Here is a 24,136-nt window from a genome sequence, read left to right on the forward strand (position 1 = left end):
ATTTTTAAAATTTTTTATATAAATTAATATAATGATTCAATAAGTTCATAAGCTTCACTTATAACCTTGCATAACTATTATATAATTTTCCAATTTCTAATGACGCTTTAAAATGATTTATATAGTTAAATTTAGGAGGATACATGATGAAAGCTATCGTTGTAACGTCGTTCGGTAGTCCTGAAGTGATGCAATATACAGATGTGGATATGCCGGTTATTTCAGAAAATCAAGTTTTAATTCGTGTTGTTGCTACGAGTGTTAATTTCGCCGATGTTAAATCACGATATGGCAAAAAAGGAAATAAAGCATTTCCCTTTATTCCAGGGATAGATGCCGCTGGTATTGTAGAACGTGTCGGTTCTCATGTGAAAAAGATTTATCCTGGACAGCGTGTCATTGCATTTCCTCAAAATGGCTCTTACGCAGAATACGTTGTCGCAAACGAAAACCTTACTTTTGCTTTACCTGATGAAGTCGATTTTCAAACTGCAGCATCATGCCCTATCGTATCTTTCACAAGCTATAATTTACTCGCAAATGTAGCAAGGCTTCAACAAGGTGAATCTGTACTCATTCATGCGGTTGCTGGCGGAATTGGTACTACAGCTATTCAACTTGCAAAACTATTAGGGGCTGGAACAGTTATAGGTACTGTCGGAAGTGAAGCAAAAAAAGAAATTGCTTTAGATGCTGGAGCTGATTATGTTATTTATCATCAAGATGAAGATTTTGTAGAGAAAGTCAATGAGCTGACAAATGGAGAAGGCGTAAATATCATTTTAGACTCTATTTCTGGAACTGTTTCGGAAAGAAGTTTAAAATGTCTTGCTTATTACGGTCGCCTCGTTCATTTCGGTAATGCTAGTGGTGAAATTGGCAATTTCCAAACGAAAGATTTACACGCAAGTTGCCGCTCTATACTCGGTTTTAGCTTTGGAACTACACGAAAAAAACGTCCTGAACTACTCCAAGAAACTGCAAATGAAGTATTCCGTTATTTGCGTGACGGACGTTTGCAAATCAAGGCTACAAAATCTTTTCCACTCCAAGATGCAGGGAAAGCACATGAATGGGTCGAAAGTAGAAAAAGTACAGGGAAAGTAATACTAACTGTTCAGTCCTCTTCCTGAAATGAATACTTGAAACCGAGGTGTCATTCATGGGATCACGAATTATGCATGTTATTATCGCTAATGGTATTGCCGAAAAACTATGTATTCAAGATAAAACATCTTTCATACTTGGAGGGGTAGCCCCTGATGCGGTTCATTCAGCAGAAGAAAAAGGAACTTCACACTTTTACACTGGTACGACGAAAAACTATACGAGAAGGATAGATTTCAATTCTTTTTTTCAAAAATATAAAATTCATATGGATTCCCCTTTTCTCTTAGGTTATTACACCCATCTCATTGCCGATGATAATTGGCTAAGCGGCTTTTTTCTACCTTGGCTAAAAAATAGGATAGAGACCGACGAAACAATCGCACCTATGTACTATAACGATTTTAAATTGTTAAATGCAAAGTTACTTCATCATTACGATAAAGAACAACATCTTTTCTCTCTTTTTAATCAAGAAGCTCACATTGTAGATATTGAAGAGGTTTCTAAAGAAAACGTTTTAGCTTTTCGAAAGTATCTTTTTGAAGATATGTTGTATCCCGAGCAACATCTGCATGAAGAATTACAGGTGTTTACGTTTAATCAAATTGCTGGTTATATTGAGACAGCTATTGAAAAAGGCGTATTTTTTATTAATCAACTCTCTAATGAAAAATCCCCCTCAAACATGTAATCCCCCTCAATATGTTTGAGGGGGATTTTCACAAAGCAATATTATTATTGATTCTTTTCCATAACCGCGAAATAATTCCCTTCACTATCAGCAAAATTAAATACTTTACCAGAGGGCATAGTTACCATTTCGCCAACAGTAACATTTTTATTTGTTAAATCTATATATAATTGATCAAGACTTTCTGTGAAAAACATTAAAGACGGTGTACCAAGATTCAATTCTGGGCTCATTTTCGAAATCACTTCTTTATTATGTAGTATGATACTCGTTTCTGCATCTTTAGTTGGAGCAATTTCAATCCATCTCATTCCTTGTTTGTTATCTTCCTCTGCAACTACATGAAACCCTACCTTTTCAGTCCAAAAATTTACTGCCTCATCTTGATTATTTACATACAGCATAATTTGTCCAACTTTATGGATCATTTGTATTCCTCCTATTGTTATTTTACATTCTATGTAGCTTTCTACAGCTGCTTTCGTTATTCCTTTTAAGTTGGTATGTACTTCTTTGCAAAATTTATCGACTGACTCATCCCATCCAGTTCGTCAAAATAATCATTTCTTTCAATCATGTTATATCCGTCGAATCCAATTTCATCTAATACTTTGAAGAATATATCGAAATCCACTTCACCATTTCCTACTGCTACTTCTATATACTTACTTGAACGATCGCTTTTCACTTCTTTACAATCTTTAATATGAGTTTGTACTATATAATCTTTTAATAGTATTAAACTTTCTTCCGGATTTTCATTTACATCACTTATTAAATTTGCTGGGTCAAAGTTAACAGCTAGTCCTTTCGAGTTTGCAGTTTCTAAAAATTGTTTTAATACTATTGTTTTTTCAGATCCCGTCTCAATAGCAAAGACTCCCCCAAATTTGAATGCTAATTCCCCTATCTCATAACAAACCCGTACCATTTTATCATAGTACTCACTTTTTTCATCATCTGGAACTTTCCCAATATGAGCTGTTATTATCTTTGCTCCCAGCTCCAAGCCTCTGTCAGTAATATATTTAATCTGATCTATTGCACTGCCAGCTTCTGTTCCTATAATTCCATTTTCTCCAAAACGAATTGCTAATGATGGAATCTTTATTCCATTAAAAGATAAGCTTTTCTTTAAAGCAGTCCATTCTACCATTGAAATATTAGCTAAGTTGAAGTTTTTATTCATAGCATATAATTGAATATATTCTAAATCCCATTCCCTTGCTTTTTGTATTCCTTCGTTTACTTCAATATATTTCGTATTCAAAAACATTCCTAATTTCCTATCCATATATGTACCTTCTTTTTATTATTTCGCATCAATTTAATATTCGACTTTTTTTATATTACTTCCTTGTACATATGTTGATTTAAAAAATGATGATAGATACATTTTAATAACCATTAATAAACCTCCTTGTATTATTCAATTGCAAATAAAAAAGACGTAACTACAAATAGTTACGCCTTCCCCAATTCTTTATCTAGGCTTTTTCTTCCCAGTAAATGCTGGTTTCTTTTTCTTTGGTGCTTTCGGTTTCGTTTCTACAAATGATCCGTTAAACATTTCTTGCTTCGTAAACACGATACCTAGTTTTTTTGCAAATTGAAGTAATTTACGCTCTTCTTGTTGTGTTACAAGAGAAACGACTGTTCCTTCTTTCCCCATACGTCCAGTACGTCCTGAGCGGTGAATATATTGGTCTACAGTGTCTGGTAACTCTAAATGAATTACATGTGTTAAATCATCGATATCGATACCGCGTGCTGCAATATCAGTAGCAAGTAGAATTTCTAATTTCCCGCCGCGGAATGCACGCATCGTTGCTTCACGTTCTTGCTTACTTGCCTCTGCATGAAGAGCTGCTGCTTTCATTTTACGGAATTTCAATTTCTGCGTAATTTCATCTAAACGGAATGGGTCGTTTAAGAAAGCAACTGCTTTTACATCACCCATATGCATAATTCTTCTTACATAATCATTCTTTTCGCGTCGCTCACAAATGATATATGTGTGCTCAACTAAGCTTTTTGACTCTGCACGTGTTACACGTGTTAATTGTGGTTCAACTGCTAAATCACGTGCTGCGTCTTCTGCAGCTTTTGTCATTGTCGCCGAGAAGAATACTAATTGACGATCGCGCATCGTTGATTTAATTACATCTTGCACAGCACCCATCATTTTTTGTTTTACAATTTGATCAAACTCATCAAATACAATTGTTTTCACTTCATGCATTTTTAGCTTTTTCATACGAATTAATTCTAAAATACGGCCTGGTGAACCGACAATTACTCTCGGGTGTTTCTTTAATTTTTCAACTTGGCGCTTAATATCTGCACCACCAATTAAAGATGCACCTGAAATTTCAGTTCCTGCTGTAAACTTTTGAACCTCTTCGTGAATTTGCATTACAAGCTCACGTGTTGGCGCTAAAACAACAACTTGTGGTTGTTTTATTTCAGGATTAATTTTATGTAAAAGGGGTAATAAGTACGCTAATGTTTTTCCTGTTCCAGTTGGAGATTCAGCTATAACGTCTTGTCCTTCTAAAATAGTTGGAATCGCTTGTTTTTGAATTTCAGTTAATTCTTTAAAACCAGCCTTCTCCCAAGCTTGTTGTAAAAATGGTTGCATATCTTTTATCATTTGTTTTTCTCCTTTATCTCTATTTTTGAAGAAAATGTTGTATTGTTCGCACCGTTTCTATCATGTGTGAAATAACAGCTATTAAATCATCAACATGGTCTTCTGTAATCGCTTTTTGAAATAGAACCTCTACCTTATTATGATATGAAATCGCTTGCTTATTATATTCGTATGAAAGTTTTTGCGTAATCATTCTTTCTTTTCCCCATATAGAATGCATGAAAGTTTCAATTTCACTACACACTACTTCTGGTTTTTCAATCGGGAATGAAAATGCTAACTTCATTTCACATCCTGGTGTAAATTGTGGTACTTCTAATATTTCACCAGACAAGTTCTTTGCATCTACAGATAGTGAAAATGTTGCTTCTACTAACGGTTCGAATGGTTCGGTTAACTGAAATGAAATATGATATATACGACTTAATGAAGCAAGATCCATCATATCTTTTCGATTTGTTACAAGAATATCTCCATGTAAATCAAAATCATAAACAGCACCTTCTACGATTACTTTTAAATTATCAAAAGCAGTTGGATCAAACATAATTTCCTCCAAAAAACAGGCGCCTTTCGATGGAAAGGCGCCACTTGATGTATATATAGTTTACAGATAAACGAGATGAATTACAACCTTTTAGAATAAACCTACTGCTTTTCCATCTTCATTTACATCCATTTGTAGTGCTGCTGGCTGTTTTGGAAGGCCTGGCATTGTTAACATTGTTCCTGTTAACGCAACGATAAATCCTGCACCAATAGATGGTTTCAGCTCACGAATTGTAACAATAAAGTCAGATGGACGTCCTAATTTCGTTGCATCATCAGAAAGAGAATATTGTGTTTTCGCCATACAAATTGGTAGGTTACTCCAGCCTTCTCCTTCATATTGAGCTAATTGCTTACGTGCTTTCGGAGCAAATTCAATATCTTTTGCACCGTAAACTTTTTGAGCAATCGTACGAATTTTTTCTTCTAATGGTAATTCTAATTCATAAAGTGGTGCGTAGTTGTTCTCACCTTTTTCGATTTCTTTTAACACTTTTTCAGCAAGGTCAACTCCGCCTTGGCCACCTTTCTCCCAAACCTCTGTTAAGGATACCGCATAGCCACGCTCATTACACCACTCTTGTAAGTATGCAACTTCTGCATCTGTATCTGTAATGAATTTATTAATTGCAATTACGAAAGGCACACCGAAGCTTTGAATTGTTTCAACATGCTTCTGTAAGTTTTCCATACCTTTTGCTAATGCGTCTACATTTTCTTCTTTTAATTGATCTTTTGCTACGCCGCCATGCATTTTAAGCGCACGAATAGTAGCAACAATAACAACTGCTTCTGGTTTAATACCAGCTGCACGAGCTTTAATATCTAAAAACTTCTCAGCGCCTAAATCAGCACCGAATCCAGCTTCTGTAATAACATAATCACCTAATTTTGATGCCATTGTTGTAGCGATAACACTGTTACAACCGTGAGCGATATTCGCAAATGGTCCGCCGTGAATAATAGCTGGTGTATTTTCTAACGTTTGTACTAAGTTTGGTTTTAATGCATCTTTTAATAATAATGTTAACGCACCTTCTACACCTAAATCTTTTACCGTTACAGGTTGATTTGCAAAGTTATAAGCAACTACGATGCGAGATAGACGCGCTTTTAAATCTTGAATATCTGTTGCAAGACAGAATACGGCCATAATTTCAGATGCTACTGTAATATCAAAACCATCTTCACGTGGTACACCTTGAACCGGTCCACCAAGACCAATTACTACATTACGAAGGGCACGATCATTTAAGTCAACACAGCGTTTCCAAACGATTTTACGTGTATCAATCCCCAGTGTGTTTCCTTGTTGGATATGATTATCAATAAACGCCGCTAACGCGTTATTGGCAGTTGTGATCGCATGGATATCTCCAGTAAAGTGAAGGTTAATGTCTTCCATTGGTACAACCTGTGAAAAACCACCACCTGCTGCTCCGCCTTTTAATCCCATCGTTGGTCCAAGAGATGGTTCGCGAAGTGCAATTACTGTTTTCTTACCAATTTTGTTAAAAGCTTGACCTAAACCAACTGTTACTGTTGATTTACCTTCTCCAGCTGGAGTTGGGTTAATCGCTGTTACTAAAACAACTTTACCGTCTTTTTCATCTTGTAAGCGCTTAAAAATATCAAGAGATAACTTACCTTTATAATGCCCGTATGGCTCTAATTCATCTTCTAAAATATTTAAATCAGCTGCAATTTCTTGAATCTTCTTCATACTCGCTTCTTGTGCGATTTCAATATCGGATTTAACTGTTGTAGTAGTTGTCATATACCCTAGTCCCCCTTTAATTGGTTCTGATGATATTGTATCAGTTTTTTGTATTTTCTGCACTTATTTACCTCCTAAAAATTCTTTCATTTCTTTATACGCTTTTTAACATAAATACCCATAAGAATGTTAACGATTGTTGTAACTCTGTAGGTAGTTGACCTAACATCTTCTCATTTACTCCGCGCTTATATACACCGATGCCATCTACAACTTCAAAACCTTGTTCTTTCGCTAACTGTTCAAATTCCCAAGGCATCATCGTATTACAAACAATGTCTTTGCCGTATAAACGAGGATAACTGTTCTCTCGTGGTTTCGCGGTCGGTCCTAAAATTGCAATACATGCATATCCATCTCTTTTTAAAACACGCTTTATCTCATTTAATGCTCGTAATGGCTCCTCTGTCCATTCTAAAGAATTAATTGCCATAATTGCTTCAAATTGTTCATTTTCAAATGGTAAGGAAGAGAGATCTCCTTTTATAAAAGATAAATCCGTTCCTTCTCCGCGCTCCTTCCCTTTTTGAATCATCACTTCTGATAAATCTACTCCAACTGCTTTATAGTCCGCGCGACTTAATTTATATGTACCGTATCCATCACCACAACCAACATCGAGTACTTGAGCTTCTTTCTTCACGTACTGTTCAAAAAATGGAATAATTGTACTCCTACTCCCGTTGTCCCACATCTCCTGACTATTTTGATTCCAAAATTCTGCACTACTATCCCATTTTTTCTCTGCTGATTCATGCCAATTAAATTTCGTCATACATTCCCCTACCTTCACGTTTTATCACTCATTTCATTCTACATCATTTTCCAAAATTCCTGTTTATCTTCATTAGGAGATGTACATGCGAACAATGGAATCTTTATTCTCCAATTTTTGCTTTACTTGGGTTTAACTCATACTCATGTTCTTCTCTTTATGAAAGATACTATAGGTACACCCAATTGAAAGAGAGGGATGTACATGCGAAGAAAGAGAAATCATCATTTTAAAAGTGGTGAAAAAAACGAAGAGTATGCAGCTGAAATATCACCAGCTGGCATTCCAATTAGACATAAGCGTAAAGAAATTGCAAATGAAATAGAAGGTACAAATACCGGTGCAATGATAGGCTATGTCGCTTTATTTCTTTCGCTTTTCTCAATTGCATTTTATCCAGTTACACTCGGCTCTCTTGCGATTTTAGTCGGCTTATTAGCTGTCAATTTCGGAGCAAGAACACTTGGATATACAGCAATTGGTTTTGGTAGTTTTTCTGTTTTATTCACTTTATTTTATCCGCTTGCTTTGTCAGCGTTTTAAAAAAACACACCAAGTTATACTTGGTGTGTTCATTCGTGATACAACATAATATGACCGCATCCACAACAATGTTTCGCTGTAATTTCTTGAAACACTGGATAATTTTCTTCATCCCTATGCTCAATAAACACCTTTTCAAATCGATACATATTTGGTGCATACGCCCAATCTTGTTTTGTACGTGCATATAATGTAGAAGAGAAAAACTCCTCACCACCGCAAACAATACATTCCTTCTTCATCATTACCCCTCCTATGCTTGTCTTACTTCATCTATATGAACATAAGCATAAGAAAAAGACCTTCTATTACTAGAAAGTCTTCTCTGAAACAAAAAGAAATGTACCAAACATTCCTACTCCGCTATATTCTTTCGTAACACCAGCTTCTGTCTTAAATGTTTGCTTTACAGTCATAAAGAATACACCATTTCGTGCATCTGTACTTTCAAATTTTAGTTTTTCTTTTTTACCATCTACATTTTGTGTGCATTCAAAACTACTCTCGTCACATTTCAATGCATACTTATCTTCTAGATACAATTTAAAATCTGATTCTTTCGGACAAGTTATAAGTAAAATCGCCACAAGAATAATACTTATAATCCCCACAATTGTATAATACTTCTTCATTTATACTCCTTTCAAAAGACAAGAAAACTTGACTACATGCACCAAGTTTTCTTAGTCCACAACCCATTGCCACTCTTGCTCTTTCTTATCAAAAATGAGCCACCCTGTCTCTGTTGCTTCTTCTTTTAATTCATCGATATTATCTAGCACTTCATCCGTACTTTCATACGAACCCACTACATATACCGGAATTTCAAGACCCCTTCTTGACTCAATTTTCCCTGCTAGATCAATATAAAGACCCTCTTCCATTAGTGGAATAAGTCCCATAATCACTTCTTTTGAAATCGCTGGGAAAATTTTTGATTTTTGGAAGAAAGTAAAACGTTTCTTACCGAAAGCACCGAGTTTATAAGGAATGACTTTACTTAACATCCCTACAAAGTCAGCGATTCTACGATAATACACTTTGTTGTACCATCCATCATCATGTGAAAAATAAACAAATCTATTTTTCAATAACGGAAAGAATGTTCTTGCAAGTGGTTCTTTTTTGTGAGCCAAATATAAAAGCTCTGCAATTTCTTTTGGCTCTAATTCATCTAAATCGCTTGCATCATCAAAATCTACCCAACAAAATTCATCAAATTCATCAATCTCTGCTTGAATTAACTTATGTATATTTTCTTCCTCAACATATTCAAATAAAGTATGATAATGAAAATCTGTCCATTCAAAGTTATGCTTCAAAAGCAACACTTGATGGAGCGGTGAAGGGATGTTACTTGCAAACTCTTTAAACGTAATTCCTGATGTAATAAAACAATGACCTCGACGATTACCATTAATATATATCATATTCTTTACTTGGTCAGATCCTCCAGACAAAGCACCTAGCCACCTTCGTTTTATATGTTTCAATTCTATAGCATATTTTAACATGAAAAATTTTAGAAACATAGAAAAAACTTCAAAAACTATTTACAATTTCATGTGTTTTATTACATAGTGATTACAAGAAAAAACACCTGCTCGTGAGCAGGCGTTTTTAAAGGATTTCATCTGGGTTTTGAGGATGATGATTTCCCTCTTTCTTTTCATCTTTTTGGAACATCGATTGAATTTTATCAATTGTTTGTGGAGCTAATTCAATCATTTTTTCTGCTAAATGTGTCGCATTTTGTAAATGAAGAATATTTACTCCATCTTTATTCACCACAAGAAATGCTACTGGTGTAATAGAAACACCACCCGCACTACCGCCACCAAATGCAGGGTTACCGTTTGCTCTTTGCCCATCATTCGTTTGGAAATCAGAACCTCCTGCTCCAAAACCGAACGCTACTTTAGAAACCGTTAACACTACACCACCGTCAGCCGTTTGAACAGGCTCTCCAACAATCGTATTTACATCGACCATTTCTTTTAAATTTTCCATTGCTGCTTTCATTAACCCTTGAATTGGATGATCCACCGTTCATAACCTCCTTTGTCATATCTTTCCTAGTTTTTCCGAAAGTTTGTGAACTAAACATAAAATTTTATATTGCTTTCAAAAAACTTAAGTTGTAAAATTCAGAAAAAAATAAAAAATAGTCCAATTTATGATGATACGAAAATTAAGAAAGATCATGAACAAGTATTTACTTACCTAAAAGAAGAAGCAGCCCATAACTGATTTATTATTGGAGATATAGAGTCTTTCGGTTATGAAACAGACTTTCAAGATCTGTGGGGAGTATTTAAAGAGAATGGAACATTAAAATCAATTTTACTCGGCTTCCATGATTCATTTATACCATATAGTAAAGAAGAATTTGTTACCTCTCATTATGAGGCACTTCTTTCCGCATATAAGCTGATAAAACTCTCTGGAAAGTCAACTATTGTTGAACGATTTAAAACTGTTTCAAATATACAGCTCGGTGCTAAAAATGAAATGTATTTTATAAATGTCTAGATGCCGACAACTTACCTAGTACGCCTGGCCAAGAAACAATTAAACTTGCCACACTAGATGTTGTAGAGCGAATTATGCAATTGCGGAGTAACATCATTTTTAATAACTGTTCCAATTGGAACGGTTTCATAGTTATTTATTCTCTTTTTTCATTGATTTTTTCCATGAGATTTTGAACAACTATATTCCACAATAAAGAAAGTGCAGTGACAAACAGTACTGCTAAAGAAAAATAAATTCTATCCTTCCATGTATCATATACAATCATACCTAGCATAATCATTATTAACGCACCAATACATATTATTATTTTCGAAAACTTTCGCATTTTATAATCACTCTTCTTTCTCAAATTTAAAAGAAAAACCTCCACCATAACCATAAGAGACTATTCCCTACTTACTAATTATAGTAAGACTCTCTCCAACTCTTATGGAAAATTTATTATTAACATTTCCCAATCAATAAAAAATTCCTAGGTGTTTATTCACCTCTATTTGTAATTTTTTTAGCTAAACGATTAAATAATACTGAACTTCCATATGCCAACATCCCAATACCAATCATACCAATACTGAAAAATAGTTTCTGCCATAAATTAAATGGGAAAAACCACCCTGCAATAACAAGTACCATTGTGCCAATAATAATCATAAATCTGCCTTGTTTAAGCATATCGTTGCTCCTTTTTTCTTTTTCAGATAAAACTAAAACTATAACGTTAAAAGAGGCAACCAGTATGCCACCTCCCAATTAAAACTATTAGTCATACATGTTACATATTTTCAGCTGTGATTCCATACAATCTATCTCTATTTTTCCCTATTCTTTTTTCGATTTTTAAACATAATCTCTAACACTACCACTGTGGTGAATCCTACAGTTAGTTGTAACCCTGTAAACAGCAGTTTATCATTTAAAGGAACATCAGGTGCACTCCACAGTAGTACCGGAGGGATAAGTATACCTATGATTACAAGGGTTCTCATTATCTTTCCCATTTTGTTTCCCCTTTCGTATTTTTAAAATCTATATGTATTTTCCAACCACTTTACAATTCCACTAATTCACTCTCAGTCATATATCCTCTATGCATTTCCTCTACAATCTTATCATGATTAAAACATAATACTTTTTCATCACCTAAATAGCCCACTGGATAAGGAACACCTACATAATCAAAATCACGTTTATCTGCTGAAATGATCATTCTTCCAATAACCATAACAGGTTGGTTTAATTCTTTTAGCTTTACAACTGAACCAATCGGGAAAAGCTTCATCGTCATTCTCTATTCTTTTTAGATATATTCTTCGACTTGTTACTCAAAATTTCTAATAGATAGGAAATTCCAATACCTATTCCACCAATAATTAATGCTGCAATAGCTGTTAAAAACCTTTTTCCCATTGGCTGTGGAAAAAAGAATGAAGAAAAAATAACACCACGGTAAAAATATACATCAAAATACGTCCTTGTTTAAACATGTGTGCTTACTCCTTTTTTTCAGGTTTCAAGAAAAAACCTCCTCCGAAACCTTTATGGGTTATCCCTTTCGAAATTGCTCTTAATAGATATTATTATCATGATGATTTCCCCCTATTGTATTTGCCTTATTTATGTTTAAATTTACTATGCGTTCGTTCATAAAATTTATTAGTCCCAAGTGCACATGCTCCTAAAATAAGAACACCTATAATAAAGCCAATCTTTTTAGGTAATTCATAAGGAGACATAATAGCAACTACAAGTAATATAGCAATTGCGACATATGTAATATATTTTCCAGCCTTAAATGATTGCATATTAATATGCTCCTCTCTTAATCCTCAAACTTGATGGTACCACCTATCCCATAACCATCTCTAACGTATAATCCCGTTTCTTTCCCTAATTAATATTGGATTATCTCTATCCTTTTTCAAACTTTATTATTGTTTAAATTTGTTATATATTCGTCCTACTACTTTATTCGCTTCCAAGGAAATGGCCCCTAAAATTAAAACAAAAATAATAAGAGCAATATTTTTAGGTAGGCTATATGGCAATAACATAGAAAATATAAAAATAGACGATGTATCGATAATTAAAAGCCGATTTAAAATCGGCTTTTATACATATTGTGCTATTCCAGCTTCAAAAGCTTTCTTATCATTATTTAGTACGCCAAATAATGCTTCTTGAAGCGCAAATGTACTCTTATAAAAATACATTCGCTCCTTTACTGCTTCTAAATTAGGATAATAGGCTTCAAATAGTTGTAAAAATTCTTCTCCATAACTAGCTAATATGCCAGCAAAATCATAAGCTGGATCTCCAATGCTCGCTCCTCCAAAATCTATGACCCCTGAAATATTCTTTTTTGTTGCACTATATAAAATGTTTGTCATGCCAAAGTCCCCATGAACAAGACTAGGAGTAAAGTTAAAATGACTACTTTCATTTAAATATAACTCAAACGATGTTGAGACCTCTTTTCTCGCTACCTTTCTCATGAATGGATAAACATGTTCTTTTAATTGGCTATATAAACTATTTATTTCTGAATACATATTAGTACTATCACATTGCATAATACCTTCGAATGTAGATAACGGAATTTCATGCAACTCTTTTAAAAATATCGCCAATGTGCACGCAAGTTTCTGTAATTGCTTTTCATCATTTATTTCCGTAAAAACATTTTTCCAAAACGGGTCTCCTTCAATCATCTCATAACCTGCAAATACTTTCCCTGGTACTTCATTTTGAAACCCTTGATAACTTTGATTGGGAATTTGAAGCGTAATGAAGGGTCTTATTTTCTCTAGTAACTGTGTTTCTATTCGAAGTTTCTGAATACCTTTTTCATATTTCGGAAACCGAAATACTATATTATCATTTACAATTAACACATCATTATTTTGACCTATTTCATTTATATAGACAGAATTTATTTGTAATTCAGGATACAACCTTTGTAAATACGCAACATACTCATTTTCTTTTCTCATGCTTTCGCTTCTCCCGTTTAAACTATTATTCTCACTTCAAAGTCATAATTACCTGTCTTTCAACAAAACCAAAATGTTCGTACATCTCTTTTGCAAAATTCCCAGCAAATACATTCAAACGAATTTCTGAATAATTCTTTTGTAATTCCTTAATACCAGCCTCCATTAATTTTCTTGATAACCCTTTCCCACGGTACTCTGGAAAAACATATAATTCGTAAATAAACCCTAGTTTTTCATGAGAAAAATAGTCCGTATTTTCCCCTATTAATATCCACCCCATTACACTGTTTACTTCTTTAACGACTAAATAATACGCTCCTTTTTCTACAATCGGCCTTGTAATTTCAATCGCTTTCTCTGTATTTAACCGACAATTTCCCCTCGTACCTTCAAAAAGCGATTGAGCTGCATATTGTATTATTTCGTCCGTTTCTTCTCGATTTGCCTTTTCTATCATTTTTCACAACTCTCCTCTTTAATAGGCATTAATATCGCTCGTTCAAGATCCTCCGCTTCCATAACAATTGCCATTAATCCATGCTCTGTACTTGTCTCATGAGGCTCCCCCTTCTCCCAATACACAGCTTGTCCCGCATCCACCTTCACTTTTTCTTTATTTGCCCCGCATACATATCCTGTTCCGTCCACAATAAGAAGCAGTTGCGATACAACTGCTTCATGATATCCAATTATTCCATTCTCTCGTAAATGCATAGCACCGATATGTATATTTCCTTTATGGTCTAATATTTTCGACATTATGAAATTAGATTGAAATGCTGTGATTTGCTTTCCCACTTCTTCACTACAATCAAAAATTTTCATTACCAGTCCTCCTTATACGTATAAAACCATCCTTACTGTCTGCATCATATGTCCTTCAAAATCTTCTTCAAATTCCTCTAATTGTGCAAAACCTTTCGCTTCATAAAACCGTTTTCCTTTTTCATTCGCTGCTTCTACATGAATGTATAGTTTCCGAATTCCTTTTAATACCGTTAGCCCTTTTTGTAATAAAGCACTTCCTATCCCTTTCCCTTGCTGATCTGGCAACAAATAAATTGCTCCTAATTCCGCTTCGTTTTGTAGTCTAACGGGTGAGAAATTCGCAAAGCCAATTACTTCGCCCTCTTCTTCCGCAACGAATAAATGTGTATTTTCAAGACGATATTTCATTTTTTCGTCAGAATATGCCTCGTCTAAAAAACTGTCTTGAATCTCTCTCGGAATAATGCCTTCGTATGTATCATGCCAAGCTATTTTCGCTACTAATTGTACAGCATGAATATCTTCTTGCTTCATTTCTCTAATTACATATGTCATCTCGTTGTCTCCATTCTCTTTAAATTATATTCTGCTAATATACTAGAAAAAATGACAGAATCATTTTCATAATTCACCTTAATTAATTTTAATTTCTAAGCGCTTCCCATTCTTCACGAATCATTCCCATTCGAATAGAGTCATAGTACGTTCCGTTATAATAACGGCATTTGCGCATTCTACCTTCTAAAGTCATTCCTATTTTCTCAGCTACTTTCATCATTCGTTCATTGCCAGACCAAGTCGTGAGTCCTACCCTGCCAATTTCCATCTTTTCAAATAGTAAATCCCGATATAACGTTAACGCTTCTGTACCATAACCACCATTCCAGTAAGCCGGATTATAAATGACAATTCCCATCTCCAACCAACGCGTCGGTTTATACTCCCAATAAAATCCGACCGTCCCTATAACTTGACCGTTATTTTCTATAATTAAATTGGATAGAGGTTCTTCTTTTAAACGGGTTTGCATCTTCTCTTTATAAGACAGATATTCTTGCATCGAAAATGGAAAATAAGGTGCGTCCCATTTTTTCCATTCTGGATTTTCTTCTTTAAATACGAGATTCCATAATGGTTTTATATCCGATTCTTCAATTGTACGAATTGTAACTTTATCCCCTTTTAATATTACGTTTTGCATAATTCCCTCCTACAATCCTCTTTATTTCATATATAATTATAATATTTTTTCAGAAAAATCAAAACCAATATCATTTATTATAATTGTATAATTTTGTTATAAGGTATCAATTAAGGTACGTCACCATTACTGAGTTAATAAAAAATAGAAGGTTACATCCCTCCTATTTCAGCTAAATATTTTCTTTTTCGTCTTTCCTATCTCAACTAAAATCCCTTTCTCTATCCAACCCTCTACTCCATCTCTTTTAATTAAATCATATCCTGAACAGCTTCCATCAATGAGAGAAATAATGTCACCTTTTCTTACGCTTATTTGCGCACAAGAAATATCGGTTTTCACTGTATATTCACCTGAATCAAGTTGCCTAATGTATTCATCTTTCACAGAGAGTAATGTATTCGTTTCCTTTTGCTTACATATTGTATAATCTTGCACCTTCTCCACCGGCTCTATGTAATAATACGGATAGGTAACCCCGCCCTGCATTTCTGAATTCGCATGAAAATCTGCTATCACTTCATACTCTGGAAAAAAGTCTACATATGTATAAGAAAACGTATCACCTGTTGGTTTCCTCTGAATAATAAACGCGTTTAATTGCCCCGCCTCTTTAATCGCATTTCCGCCGTCAATTGCTATAATCTTTTTCTTCTTATCAATAACTGGATTGTTAGATGGAGCTTCAACAGAGTAGTTTACAACAGGCCAATGCCCGACAACTACATACTTATTTGCTCTATGTGATTGATTGAAAAACTCCGGCATTGCTATCGCATTTTTTCGTCCTGTTTCTTTCCAATCCGCTCTATCTTCAAGACCAGCATGCACAAAAATATAACCTTCCGTTTCAATCGCTGTCGGTAATTCTGTTAGCCACTTTATTTCTTTTGAAAAATAGCTCATTAATTTTGTTTTCACTTCAAGAATATCACTTTCTTCATTAACGGTAACATTCAATTTCGCTAGCCATTCATTACAAATTGTATTCGTTCTCGTACACAAATAATTTATTAATGCAGGATTTTCATTTACAAGCGCTTCAACTACAACCTCACAATTCCCTTCAATTACATAAACATTCGGCTTGCTAACTACTAGATCCATCACATAGTTTACGACACCAATACTATTTCTCCCCTTCTCACAAAGATCACCATTAATAATTAAATAATCTTCATCTTTAAAATTAACTTTATGTAGTAATTCCTTAAAAAGATCTAATTCTCCATGAATATCAGAAATAATGATGACTCTTACATCATTTGGTATGGATAATTTCTTTATTTTTTCCAAGTATAAACGCTCCTAACATTCTCTAAATTCAATATTCCCTTGTTAATTTCTAATATTCGACAAATTATATTACTAGAACTGTCCCTAGCTCAAATCTGGAAAAGAAAATAGGTTCCACATATTTTTATACACGGAACCTACTTAGTATCATAACTCTTTATAAAAAGAATAGCTTACCTTATCAAAGCCCTCTCTTTCATAAAAACGATGTGCATCAATTCTTGAAAACGCAGATGTAAGTACGATAGAACTACAACCTTTTTCTTCCCCCCACTTTTCTACATATGACAGCAGAACATTACCATACCCTTTTGATCTGTGAGCTTCCGCGGTTACAAGGTCATACACAAAAACATGTTTCTCATTATAAAAATTCGTACAAATCGCTACACCAGCTAGACTAACAACTTCTTCATCTTCATTACGTAGCGAAAATAGTTTATAATTTTCTTCTTTCATTTTTTGAAATAAAGAACTTGCTTCTTCTCTTGAAAGTTTCGTTCGTAATTGCTGTAATACAGGAAATACATCATGTAAATCCGCTTCTGTTACTACTGCTTTAATATTCATTATGATTCTCTCCTTACTATTTATAAAATTTTCTAAATGTTATATCATCATTATAAATAGCAACTGCCCTTAACTTAAGTGACAGTTTTATTCTTTTTTATAAGGCCAGTATAAAAAGGAGCGACTACAAATGGATCTTACTATTCCATTACAATTACAAAGTAAAACACCTATTTACTTACAAATTTACGAATATATAAAACGAGAAATCTCTCAAGGATCACTACGTGCTGGTACACGCCTTCCTTCTCACAGAAATTTAGCTATGCAACTTAATGTGAGCCGTATTACAGTTGAATCTGCCTATCAACAATTACAAGCTGAAGGTTATGTAGAAAGCAAACCGAAACGTGGGATTTTCGTTGCAGAAGTTGATATTGAGGTCATTCAAAAGAAACAGCAAATTGCATCAAACAGTGCTAACAATAAAGAAAACGAACAATATGATTATGATTGTAGTCAAGGACTTATTGATCAAAAAGCTTTTCCGATAACAAACTGGAAAAGAGCATTACACGAAACTTTATTTCAGTATGAAAACGAATTATTCGCTAAAGAAGATCCCCAAGGTGAGCTCGTTCTACGAGAACATATTTCAAAGTATTTATATCATGCTCGCGGGGTACATTCTTCACCTGATCAAATTATTATCGGAGCAGGTACGCAGCCTCTTCTTTGGCTACTACTTCAACTACTTGGCCCAAAAAAAGAATACGGGATCGAAAATCCTGGATTTCACCGTATACCTGCTATGATTCAAAGTTCTGGCTTTCCTGTTCACCCGATCCCTTTAGATGATAAAGGGATTCATATTTCTGCTTTACGTGAATCGGGTTCCAATGTGGCATATGTCACTCCATCTCACCAATTTCCACTTGGAATCATTATGCCGTTATCTAGAAGACTCGAGTTATTAAAATGGGCGAATGATTGTAAGGCGTATATTATTGAAGATGATTACGATGGGGAATTCCGCTATATAGGAAAACCTATTCCTTCTTTACAAGGACTAGATTCAAATGAACGTGTTATTTATATGGGAACTTTCTCGAAATCTTTTTTACCTTCTTTACGAATGGGATATATCGTTTTACCACCTCATCTTTTAAGAGCCTATAAAGAACTTGGTGGTATGTTTAAACAAACCGTTTCTACGCTGCAACAACTTACCTTCGCAACCTTTATTCAAAATGGTGATTGGGAACGTCATATTAACCGAAGTCGTACGTTATATAAAAGAAAACACATGTCTTTAATTAAATCTATTACAAACGAAATGGGGAATAACGTTCATATACTCGGTGAACAATCCGGACTTCATATTGTACTTCACGTTCATAATGGGATGAACGAACAAGAACTTATTCATACAGCTGCAAAACAACGTATTAAGTTATACCCTCTCTCCACATATGATTCTGTTCATAATGTACAGGAGGAGTCGTATGTATTACTCGGTTTTGGTAGTATTCCAGAGGATTGTATCGAAACTGTTGTCAAATTACTGAAAAAAGTCTGGTTTTCTAAATAAGAATAGCTCCACGCAAGTTATACTTACGTGGAGCTATTTTCATTCACTATTTTTCTGATCTCATTGCCCTTCCCGGACGTTTGACACCAGTTGTTTCTGTTGAATAGGATGCTTCAATTATAGCAGTTGGATCTACAGAGAGAACGAGATCTTTCATTTTCGGATAAATGAATCGGTTTGTAATACAATAAATGATTCTCTTGTGCTCTCCTAAAAAACCACCTTCTCCATGTAGATACGTAACGGATAATTGCAATTCTTTCATAAGTAGATCGCCTATTTCTTTATTTTTACCAGAAATAATCATAACGCTCTTTCCTTGATTAATACCATCTAATATGAAATCAATCATCTTCGTAACAATATAGAAAATTGCTAATGAGAACATCGCTTGTTCAATTGAAAACAAAATGGCAACAAAGATGAAAATAACCGCATTTACTGCAAGTAAAAATGTACTAATCGGCACTTTAAAATGTTTATTCATCCAAACAGCTAACATTTCTGAGCCATCAATTGCTCCGCCCATTTTTACTACAATCCCTACACCAACACCAAATAGGACTCCTCCATAAAGAACAATTAACAATTCAGAAGTTGTAATTGCTGGAAATGGTTTTAAATAGATTAATCCGAGTGTTGTAACAACATTTGCATAGGATGTACGGATAAAGAACTTCTTTCCCATTACTTTTGCAGTAAATAATAAAATCGGGATATTAATTCCTAAGAACACTCCATAAAGCGGCAATCCGGCAACTTTATTCGCCATAATAGCAATGGCCGTTACCCCGCCATCTACTAATCCATTAGGCGCTAAAATAAGTTCTAATGAACCCGCTACAATAATTGAGCCAATTGTTAATAATATGTATTCAAATACTCTCTTCATTCATTACCCCCAAAACTTATATATTTTCTTAGTATTATTTTAACGTAATTTTACTACTAATTCAAAGATATCAGTTTATATACACAAAAGTTTCACCTTTACAGTGATTTTTTATGTAATTTTTTTATAGAAACACACTTACATATTACAGTAAGTGTGCTCCAAACATTTATTTAAGTTTTAAGTAGGAATTCATTTTCATTTTAAATATTTCATCAACTGCCCTATTATACCCACCAGCATTTCGAAGTGACTCTCCAACTTTACGACTATTTTCCTTAAACGTTACATCATCTATCACTTTCTTTACAGATTCACGTAACAATTCAGAAGTTAATTCTTTGCGATTAAGCCTTATTCCAGCCCCTACTTCATTCACTCGTTTCGCAACTAAAGGCTGATCTCCTGTTACCGGAATTACAACTAACGGGACACCGTAATATAGTGCTTCACTCGAACTATTCATACCACCATGTGTCACGAATACATCAGCATGCTGTAATACTTCTAATTGTGGCACATAATTATACAACTTAAAGTTATCCGGAATGTTTTCAAATTGACTTATATTTATCTTCTTACCAACAACTAATACGACTGTCGCTTCTACATCTTTAAACGCTTCAAAACATTTTTCATATAGCTCAGGTTGTTCATTAAAAACTGTACCCATAGAAATGAAAATCACTTTTTCATCTTTTAAATCTTCCATAGGAAAGCTACCTACTTCTTTTCGAGTAGCAATTGATGGACCGACAAACTTATACGATTTATCGAATACATCTGAACTTGGTTGATATTCCTTTGAAGTGTATACAATGGTAATATCACCAGGATGATTCATAATATCGTACATACTATTACATTTCATTCCATACTTCCTATTCCATTTTTCCATTCCAGCTAAACAAGATTGATATAACGGATTCGTTTCATCTACTTGCCTCGATTCTTGTTCATCGTTAAAAGTAATGTACTGATTAAAAGCAAACGTTGTACAAGAAGAAACACTAGGTAATTGTAAAACATTCGCTATAATACGTCCTACCGGAAAATGATTATCGTATATCAAGTAATCGTATTTTTCCCCTTTTGTTTCTTCTACAATTTGAGTCACAATACGCTCTGATGCTTCAATCATATGAGATAACATCACCAAAGGACTCCCACCTTCATTTACTCGTTCCATAATATTAATTTGAGAGAGAAAATTCTCAAACACTCGGAATTCTGCACCTGTTGCTTCAATCTTCTTTCTATAATCTTCAATACAATACGAAACAACTGTTTCCCCTCGCTGAATTAACTCACTAACAATAGCTATAGTCGGATTAATATGACCTTCTCCAGGGAAATTTATTACGAGTACATTTGCCATAACATTCTCTCCTATCTAACATAATTAATAATTAATTATGTTAATTAATTTAAAACTATTATAAAAGAATCTATTCTACTTTTTCATATTTTTCTCTTCATTTTATTATTGAGAAATATTTTTCAAAACCTACATTATAACTCTCATAAAAGTACGCTTAACTCTTCATTTACTGAAAAATACGAGATTTACATCCAGGCATTTTTACAGGTTTATCATCAGAAATATTATTTTGATAATTCATACAAAACTAGAAAAATATAATTTTCATGCTGATTTTTACTATACATTTATGCAGGTTCTACATTTTCCCCTATCACTATCCACGTGGCACATATTCTGTTATATAATAAATTTATAGAATTTACAGAAAAAGGAGTAACTTCATGCTACAACAACTTTTCACTTCACCTATTTTATCTGTTCAAACTTTACACCCAGGTTATGAAGACCATGCAAGCGATGTGTTTCTCGTCCGAACAGAAGATGCAGAAGTCATCGTTCGTTCTTCTAAAATAAATGAAGAGCCAAATAATGATTTTTGGTGGAGATGCAAAAACCTTTTTGGAATTGATCCAAGGAACGTACATCAATTAGAAACAATACACACATTATTGAAAAAGCATACTAACTTGCCCATCCCGACTATTTTGCAAAAACACGTTTTAAATGGACGAAAGTATGTTATTGTCGAAAAATTAACAGGAAGTACGCTGCAATCCTTTCTCGGACAACCTGATTCAATTTTATTCAGTCTTGGAAAAGGACTAGCAGAAATTCATTCGTTTCAAGCAGAATTTATAGGAAATCCATCAAGTACTTTCCACATTCCACTAGAAGAATTTAAGACTCACATATTAAATGTCAGTAAAGACCTTGTAAATAGGTTTTATTCAGATAACGTGAGCATCCGTAACGCATTCCCTATTTTTGAGTTACAACTCTCTTCCTTACCAGCACCGAAGAAATCTACGCTCGTTTTTATCAGATGGTTCAACTATTACAGGTTTAGTAGATACAGAAGCTTACGCAGTTGCTCCTCGAGAGTTTGATTTTATCGGACTAGAATATGTACTTACTGAAAAAGAAGCTCATGCCTTTAAAAGTGGTTACGAAACAATTATGCCTATTCCTCAACTTGAAAAGTGTAGACAGCCTTACCGTTATTTGTACCGACTGTTATCTGTTCAAGGAAGTGTGGAATTAGAAAAATGGTTAAGTCATCCATCCTATTTTTAAATACGAATGTGAGGGATTATGAAATGAATATTGAACGAAAGAAATTTTTAACAGCAAACGAAATTCAGCAAATGAAAGACTTAGCCCATATTTGCGGGCAACATGATCAAATTGATTACTCGTCAGATTTACATGTAAACTTTTTAACTGCTCGTAATAAAGAAGAGATAAATGATTTTCTATTTTATGACGATACCAAATTAGTCAGTGCATTAAGTATGTATGACTTTGAAAGACCGACAAAACTCGAGTTAATAGGGTTTGTTCATCCGAATTATAGAAAACAACATATAGGCACTACTCTTTTACAAACCGCAATGAAAGAAATACGATTAAGAGAGGCAGATGAAGCTCTTCTTATTATGAATGGGGATTCTGTTTCTGGAAAAGACTTTGCAAAACATATGAAGTTACCTTTTTTATATAGTGAATATAGTATGGCGTTCAGAGCAAAAGAAGTTCAAGAAACAACGAAGAATACTATACAGCTTACTCTTGCATCTTCAGAATCACTTCTTGATCTTATCGAAATTTCCAGTAAAGCGTTTGGAGATTCAGTAGAAAATACCACTACATGGTTACAAAAGATGATGAATTCATCTTCCCATCAAGTTTACAGTGCTCTTATCAATGAAAAAGTGATAGGAACGATTACAGTTTCTGAGCAAGAGCAATCTACTACACTATCAGGATTCGCCGTTCATCCTTCTTATCAAGGCAAGGGATACGGCAAAGATATTCTTAGTTATATGGTACATACCCTTATTACAGAAGACATTTCAACAATTGAATTAGACGTCGAAACGAAAAACAACCATGCTTTAAAATTATATACACAATGTGGTTTTGAAATTAAAACGAAGCATGACTATTATAATGTAATGAATTTCGAGGTGAATACATATGGCTAAAAAAGTAATTTATTCTGATTATGACATTTTTGCAGACATCTATAATAAGCATTGGGGGCATTATGCTGAACACGCCTATCTACTTTTAGAAAAACTCGTTTTACAATATGCACCACCACATTCTCATATTTTAGACCTTTGCTGCGGGACTGGTCACCTTACTAAGAAATTAATGGATAATAATTTTGTAGTAACTGGTATAGATGGTTCTGCTCAAATGATTGAATACGCACGTCAAAACGCGCCAGACGCAAACTTTATCATCGATGATGCCCGTTATTTCAATATAAATGAGCAATTTCACTATGTTATCTCTACTGGCGATAGCTTAAACCATATTTTAAAATTAGATGAATTAAAAAATGTTTTTCGTAATGTTTACTCCGTATTACATAGCGAAGGTACATTCGTATTTGATATGAATATGGAGAAAGGTTTTCTTGAAAATTGGATTGCTTCGTTTCACATTTCAGCAGACGAATATGTTTGTACAATCGATTCTACATATGATAATGAAAATAAAAAAGCAGACATGAACTTTATACTATTTCAGCATGACATAGAGAATAATTGGGCAAGAAGTGACTTTTCTTTTGAGGAAGCTTGTTATTCCAATGAAGAAATAATTTCTTCATTAGAATCCGTAGGTTTTAAGAACATTCAATCACATGGTACAAATAGAGCATTTTTCATTTGTCAAAAATAAAAAAACTGAATCATAACG

The 24,136-nt window shown here is 34.1% G+C and carries 30 protein-coding genes and 4 pseudogenes; 8 read left to right on the plus strand and 26 right to left on the minus strand.

All coding sequences use genetic code 11. The annotated features are described in order from the left end of the window. Nucleotides 1-146: 146 nt before the first annotated feature. Both V7S50_RS19535 and V7S50_RS19540 read left to right on the plus strand, forming a co-directional pair. Entirely contained in the window at nucleotides 147-1,133 is a 987-nt protein-coding gene (locus tag V7S50_RS19535) for a quinone oxidoreductase family protein (RefSeq protein WP_242251710.1), read from the plus strand. Between the two features lie 29 nt (nucleotides 1,134-1,162). Next, on the plus strand, nucleotides 1,163-1,801 hold the full coding sequence (locus V7S50_RS19540) for a hydrolase (RefSeq protein ID WP_242251709.1): 639 nt from the start codon (nucleotides 1,163-1,165) through the stop codon (nucleotides 1,799-1,801). A 44-nt stretch (nucleotides 1,802-1,845) separates the two neighbouring features. Here the strand turns inward: V7S50_RS19540 and V7S50_RS19545 are convergent, their stop codons facing one another. The 6 genes from V7S50_RS19545 to V7S50_RS19570 form a co-directional block, all read right to left on the minus strand. Next, nucleotides 1,846-2,229 (minus strand): VOC family protein, encoded by a 384-nt coding sequence (locus V7S50_RS19545; RefSeq protein WP_242251708.1) that lies wholly within the window; start codon nucleotides 2,227-2,229, stop codon nucleotides 1,846-1,848. Nucleotides 2,230-2,294: 65 nt separating this feature from the next. Further along, the gene (locus tag V7S50_RS19550; protein WP_242251707.1) at nucleotides 2,295-3,095 is read right to left on the minus strand and encodes a sugar phosphate isomerase/epimerase family protein; all 801 of its coding nucleotides are present in this window, start codon (nucleotides 3,093-3,095) and stop codon (nucleotides 2,295-2,297) included. Between the two features lie 189 nt (nucleotides 3,096-3,284). After that, complete coding sequence (locus V7S50_RS19555; protein ID WP_063222725.1) at nucleotides 3,285-4,454, minus strand: DEAD/DEAH box helicase; 1,170 nt, start codon at nucleotides 4,452-4,454, stop codon at nucleotides 3,285-3,287. 19 nt (nucleotides 4,455-4,473) lie between these two features. Next, nucleotides 4,474-5,001, minus strand: a complete 528-nt coding sequence (locus V7S50_RS19560; protein ID WP_242251705.1) for a hypothetical protein — start codon at nucleotides 4,999-5,001, stop codon at nucleotides 4,474-4,476. A gap of 90 nt (nucleotides 5,002-5,091) precedes the next feature. Next, nucleotides 5,092-6,780: a formate--tetrahydrofolate ligase gene (locus tag V7S50_RS19565; protein ID WP_277930067.1), complete on the minus strand. Its 1,689-nt coding sequence runs from the start codon at nucleotides 6,778-6,780 to the stop codon at nucleotides 5,092-5,094. A gap of 94 nt (nucleotides 6,781-6,874) precedes the next feature. Continuing rightward, entirely contained in the window at nucleotides 6,875-7,573 is a 699-nt protein-coding gene (locus tag V7S50_RS19570) for a class I SAM-dependent methyltransferase (protein WP_242251702.1), read from the minus strand. A gap of 186 nt (nucleotides 7,574-7,759) precedes the next feature. On the opposite strand from V7S50_RS19570, the gene V7S50_RS19575 reads away from it, so the two are divergent. Next, entirely contained in the window at nucleotides 7,760-8,098 is a 339-nt protein-coding gene (locus V7S50_RS19575) for a hypothetical protein (RefSeq protein WP_001253198.1), read from the plus strand. A gap of 29 nt (nucleotides 8,099-8,127) precedes the next feature. Here V7S50_RS19575 and V7S50_RS19580 read toward each other — a convergent pair whose 3' ends face one another. The 4 genes from V7S50_RS19580 to ytfJ all read right to left on the minus strand — a co-directional run bounded on the left by V7S50_RS19580 (nucleotide 8,128) and on the right by ytfJ (nucleotide 10,144). After that, nucleotides 8,128-8,340: a hypothetical protein gene (locus tag V7S50_RS19580; RefSeq protein ID WP_000711202.1), complete on the minus strand. Its 213-nt coding sequence runs from the start codon at nucleotides 8,338-8,340 to the stop codon at nucleotides 8,128-8,130. 69 nt (nucleotides 8,341-8,409) lie between these two features. After that, nucleotides 8,410-8,730, minus strand: coding sequence for a hypothetical protein (locus V7S50_RS19585; protein WP_060630607.1), 321 nt, complete (start codon nucleotides 8,728-8,730; stop codon nucleotides 8,410-8,412). Between the two features lie 51 nt (nucleotides 8,731-8,781). Next, the gene (locus V7S50_RS19590) at nucleotides 8,782-9,558 is read right to left on the minus strand and encodes an oxalate:formate antiporter (protein WP_242251700.1); all 777 of its coding nucleotides are present in this window, start codon (nucleotides 9,556-9,558) and stop codon (nucleotides 8,782-8,784) included. Nucleotides 9,559-9,718: 160 nt separating this feature from the next. Next, nucleotides 9,719-10,144, minus strand: a complete 426-nt coding sequence (ytfJ, locus tag V7S50_RS19595) for a GerW family sporulation protein (RefSeq protein ID WP_000349987.1) — start codon at nucleotides 10,142-10,144, stop codon at nucleotides 9,719-9,721. Between the two features lie 207 nt (nucleotides 10,145-10,351). Between ytfJ and V7S50_RS19600 the strand changes: the two are divergent. Continuing rightward, a pseudogene (locus V7S50_RS19600) lies at nucleotides 10,352-10,725 on the plus strand (GNAT family N-acetyltransferase); the annotation flags it as partial. A gap of 41 nt (nucleotides 10,726-10,766) precedes the next feature. Here the strand turns inward: V7S50_RS19600 and V7S50_RS19605 are convergent. From V7S50_RS19605 to V7S50_RS19670, 14 genes and pseudogenes are all read right to left on the minus strand, one after another. Then, nucleotides 10,767-11,012, minus strand: a complete 246-nt coding sequence (locus tag V7S50_RS19605; protein ID WP_242251698.1) for a hypothetical protein — start codon at nucleotides 11,010-11,012, stop codon at nucleotides 10,767-10,769. A 101-nt stretch (nucleotides 11,013-11,113) separates the two neighbouring features. Next, the gene (locus tag V7S50_RS19610) at nucleotides 11,114-11,305 is read right to left on the minus strand and encodes a hypothetical protein (RefSeq protein ID WP_242251695.1); all 192 of its coding nucleotides are present in this window, start codon (nucleotides 11,303-11,305) and stop codon (nucleotides 11,114-11,116) included. 137 nt (nucleotides 11,306-11,442) lie between these two features. Next, the gene (locus V7S50_RS19615; protein ID WP_252209208.1) at nucleotides 11,443-11,631 is read right to left on the minus strand and encodes a hypothetical protein; all 189 of its coding nucleotides are present in this window, start codon (nucleotides 11,629-11,631) and stop codon (nucleotides 11,443-11,445) included. 50 nt (nucleotides 11,632-11,681) lie between these two features. Next, a complete protein-coding gene (locus V7S50_RS19620) occupies nucleotides 11,682-11,912 on the minus strand; it encodes a DUF4176 domain-containing protein (RefSeq protein ID WP_242251926.1) in 231 nt (76 codons plus the stop codon). Between the two features lie 2 nt (nucleotides 11,913-11,914). Continuing rightward, nucleotides 11,915-12,117 (minus strand): annotated as a pseudogene (locus tag V7S50_RS19625) (hypothetical protein). Between the two features lie 126 nt (nucleotides 12,118-12,243). After that, entirely contained in the window at nucleotides 12,244-12,435 is a 192-nt protein-coding gene (locus V7S50_RS19630; protein ID WP_242251691.1) for a hypothetical protein, read from the minus strand. A gap of 306 nt (nucleotides 12,436-12,741) precedes the next feature. Further along, a complete protein-coding gene (locus V7S50_RS19635) occupies nucleotides 12,742-13,623 on the minus strand; it encodes a phosphotransferase family protein (RefSeq protein ID WP_242251689.1) in 882 nt (293 codons plus the stop codon). 31 nt (nucleotides 13,624-13,654) lie between these two features. Next, on the minus strand, nucleotides 13,655-14,083 hold the full coding sequence (locus tag V7S50_RS19640) for a GNAT family N-acetyltransferase (RefSeq protein WP_242251687.1): 429 nt from the start codon (nucleotides 14,081-14,083) through the stop codon (nucleotides 13,655-13,657). Further along, nucleotides 14,080-14,451, minus strand: a complete 372-nt coding sequence (locus V7S50_RS19645) for a cupin (protein WP_242251685.1) — start codon at nucleotides 14,449-14,451, stop codon at nucleotides 14,080-14,082. Before V7S50_RS19645 ends, V7S50_RS19640 begins: the two co-directional genes overlap by 4 nt. Before the next feature lie 12 nt (nucleotides 14,452-14,463). Further along, nucleotides 14,464-14,949: a GNAT family N-acetyltransferase gene (locus tag V7S50_RS19650; protein WP_242251683.1), complete on the minus strand. Its 486-nt coding sequence runs from the start codon at nucleotides 14,947-14,949 to the stop codon at nucleotides 14,464-14,466. Then, nucleotides 14,946-15,044, minus strand: a pseudogene (locus tag V7S50_RS19655) (2'-5' RNA ligase family protein); the annotation flags it as partial. The gene V7S50_RS19650 and the pseudogene V7S50_RS19655, both read right to left, overlap by 4 nt. Beyond that, nucleotides 15,038-15,595, minus strand: coding sequence for a GNAT family N-acetyltransferase (locus V7S50_RS19660; RefSeq protein WP_242251681.1), 558 nt, complete (start codon nucleotides 15,593-15,595; stop codon nucleotides 15,038-15,040). The gene V7S50_RS19660 and the pseudogene V7S50_RS19655, both read right to left, overlap by 7 nt. Nucleotides 15,596-15,763: 168 nt before the next feature. Next, entirely contained in the window at nucleotides 15,764-16,891 is a 1,128-nt protein-coding gene (locus tag V7S50_RS19665; protein ID WP_242251679.1) for a metallophosphoesterase, read from the minus strand. A 147-nt stretch (nucleotides 16,892-17,038) separates the two neighbouring features. Beyond that, complete coding sequence (locus tag V7S50_RS19670; RefSeq protein WP_242251677.1) at nucleotides 17,039-17,461, minus strand: GNAT family N-acetyltransferase; 423 nt, start codon at nucleotides 17,459-17,461, stop codon at nucleotides 17,039-17,041. Between the two features lie 130 nt (nucleotides 17,462-17,591). Between V7S50_RS19670 and pdxR the strand changes: the two genes are divergently transcribed. Then, nucleotides 17,592-18,992: a MocR-like pyridoxine biosynthesis transcription factor PdxR gene (gene pdxR / locus V7S50_RS19675; protein WP_242251675.1), complete on the plus strand. Its 1,401-nt coding sequence runs from the start codon at nucleotides 17,592-17,594 to the stop codon at nucleotides 18,990-18,992. Nucleotides 18,993-19,038: 46 nt separating this feature from the next. On the opposite strand, the gene V7S50_RS19680 is transcribed toward pdxR, so the two are convergent. Together V7S50_RS19680 and V7S50_RS19685 are read right to left on the minus strand one after the other, a co-directional pair. Then, nucleotides 19,039-19,884: a YitT family protein gene (locus tag V7S50_RS19680; RefSeq protein ID WP_098555912.1), complete on the minus strand. Its 846-nt coding sequence runs from the start codon at nucleotides 19,882-19,884 to the stop codon at nucleotides 19,039-19,041. A gap of 169 nt (nucleotides 19,885-20,053) precedes the next feature. Continuing rightward, nucleotides 20,054-21,262 (minus strand): macrolide family glycosyltransferase, encoded by a 1,209-nt coding sequence (locus tag V7S50_RS19685; protein WP_242251674.1) that lies wholly within the window; start codon nucleotides 21,260-21,262, stop codon nucleotides 20,054-20,056. 386 nt (nucleotides 21,263-21,648) lie between these two features. Between V7S50_RS19685 and V7S50_RS19690 the strand changes: the two are divergent. From V7S50_RS19690 to V7S50_RS19700, 3 genes and pseudogenes are all read left to right on the plus strand, one after another. Continuing rightward, nucleotides 21,649-22,501: pseudogene (locus V7S50_RS19690) on the plus strand (nitrate reductase). Between the two features lie 23 nt (nucleotides 22,502-22,524). Continuing rightward, a complete protein-coding gene (locus V7S50_RS19695) occupies nucleotides 22,525-23,412 on the plus strand; it encodes a GNAT family N-acetyltransferase (RefSeq protein ID WP_242251671.1) in 888 nt (295 codons plus the stop codon). Next, nucleotides 23,405-24,118 carry a class I SAM-dependent methyltransferase gene (locus V7S50_RS19700; RefSeq protein WP_242251669.1) on the plus strand — a complete coding sequence of 238 codons (714 nt, stop codon included), beginning with the start codon at nucleotides 23,405-23,407 and terminating at the stop codon, nucleotides 24,116-24,118. The genes V7S50_RS19695 and V7S50_RS19700 overlap by 8 nt, the downstream gene beginning before the upstream one ends. Nucleotides 24,119-24,136: the final 18 nt, after the last annotated feature.

Origin of the sequence: Bacillus sp. CCNWLW194 (genome assembly GCF_037120585.1) — a bacterium.
Lineage (GTDB): Bacteria > Bacillota > Bacilli > Bacillales > Bacillaceae_G > Bacillus_A > Bacillus_A basilensis.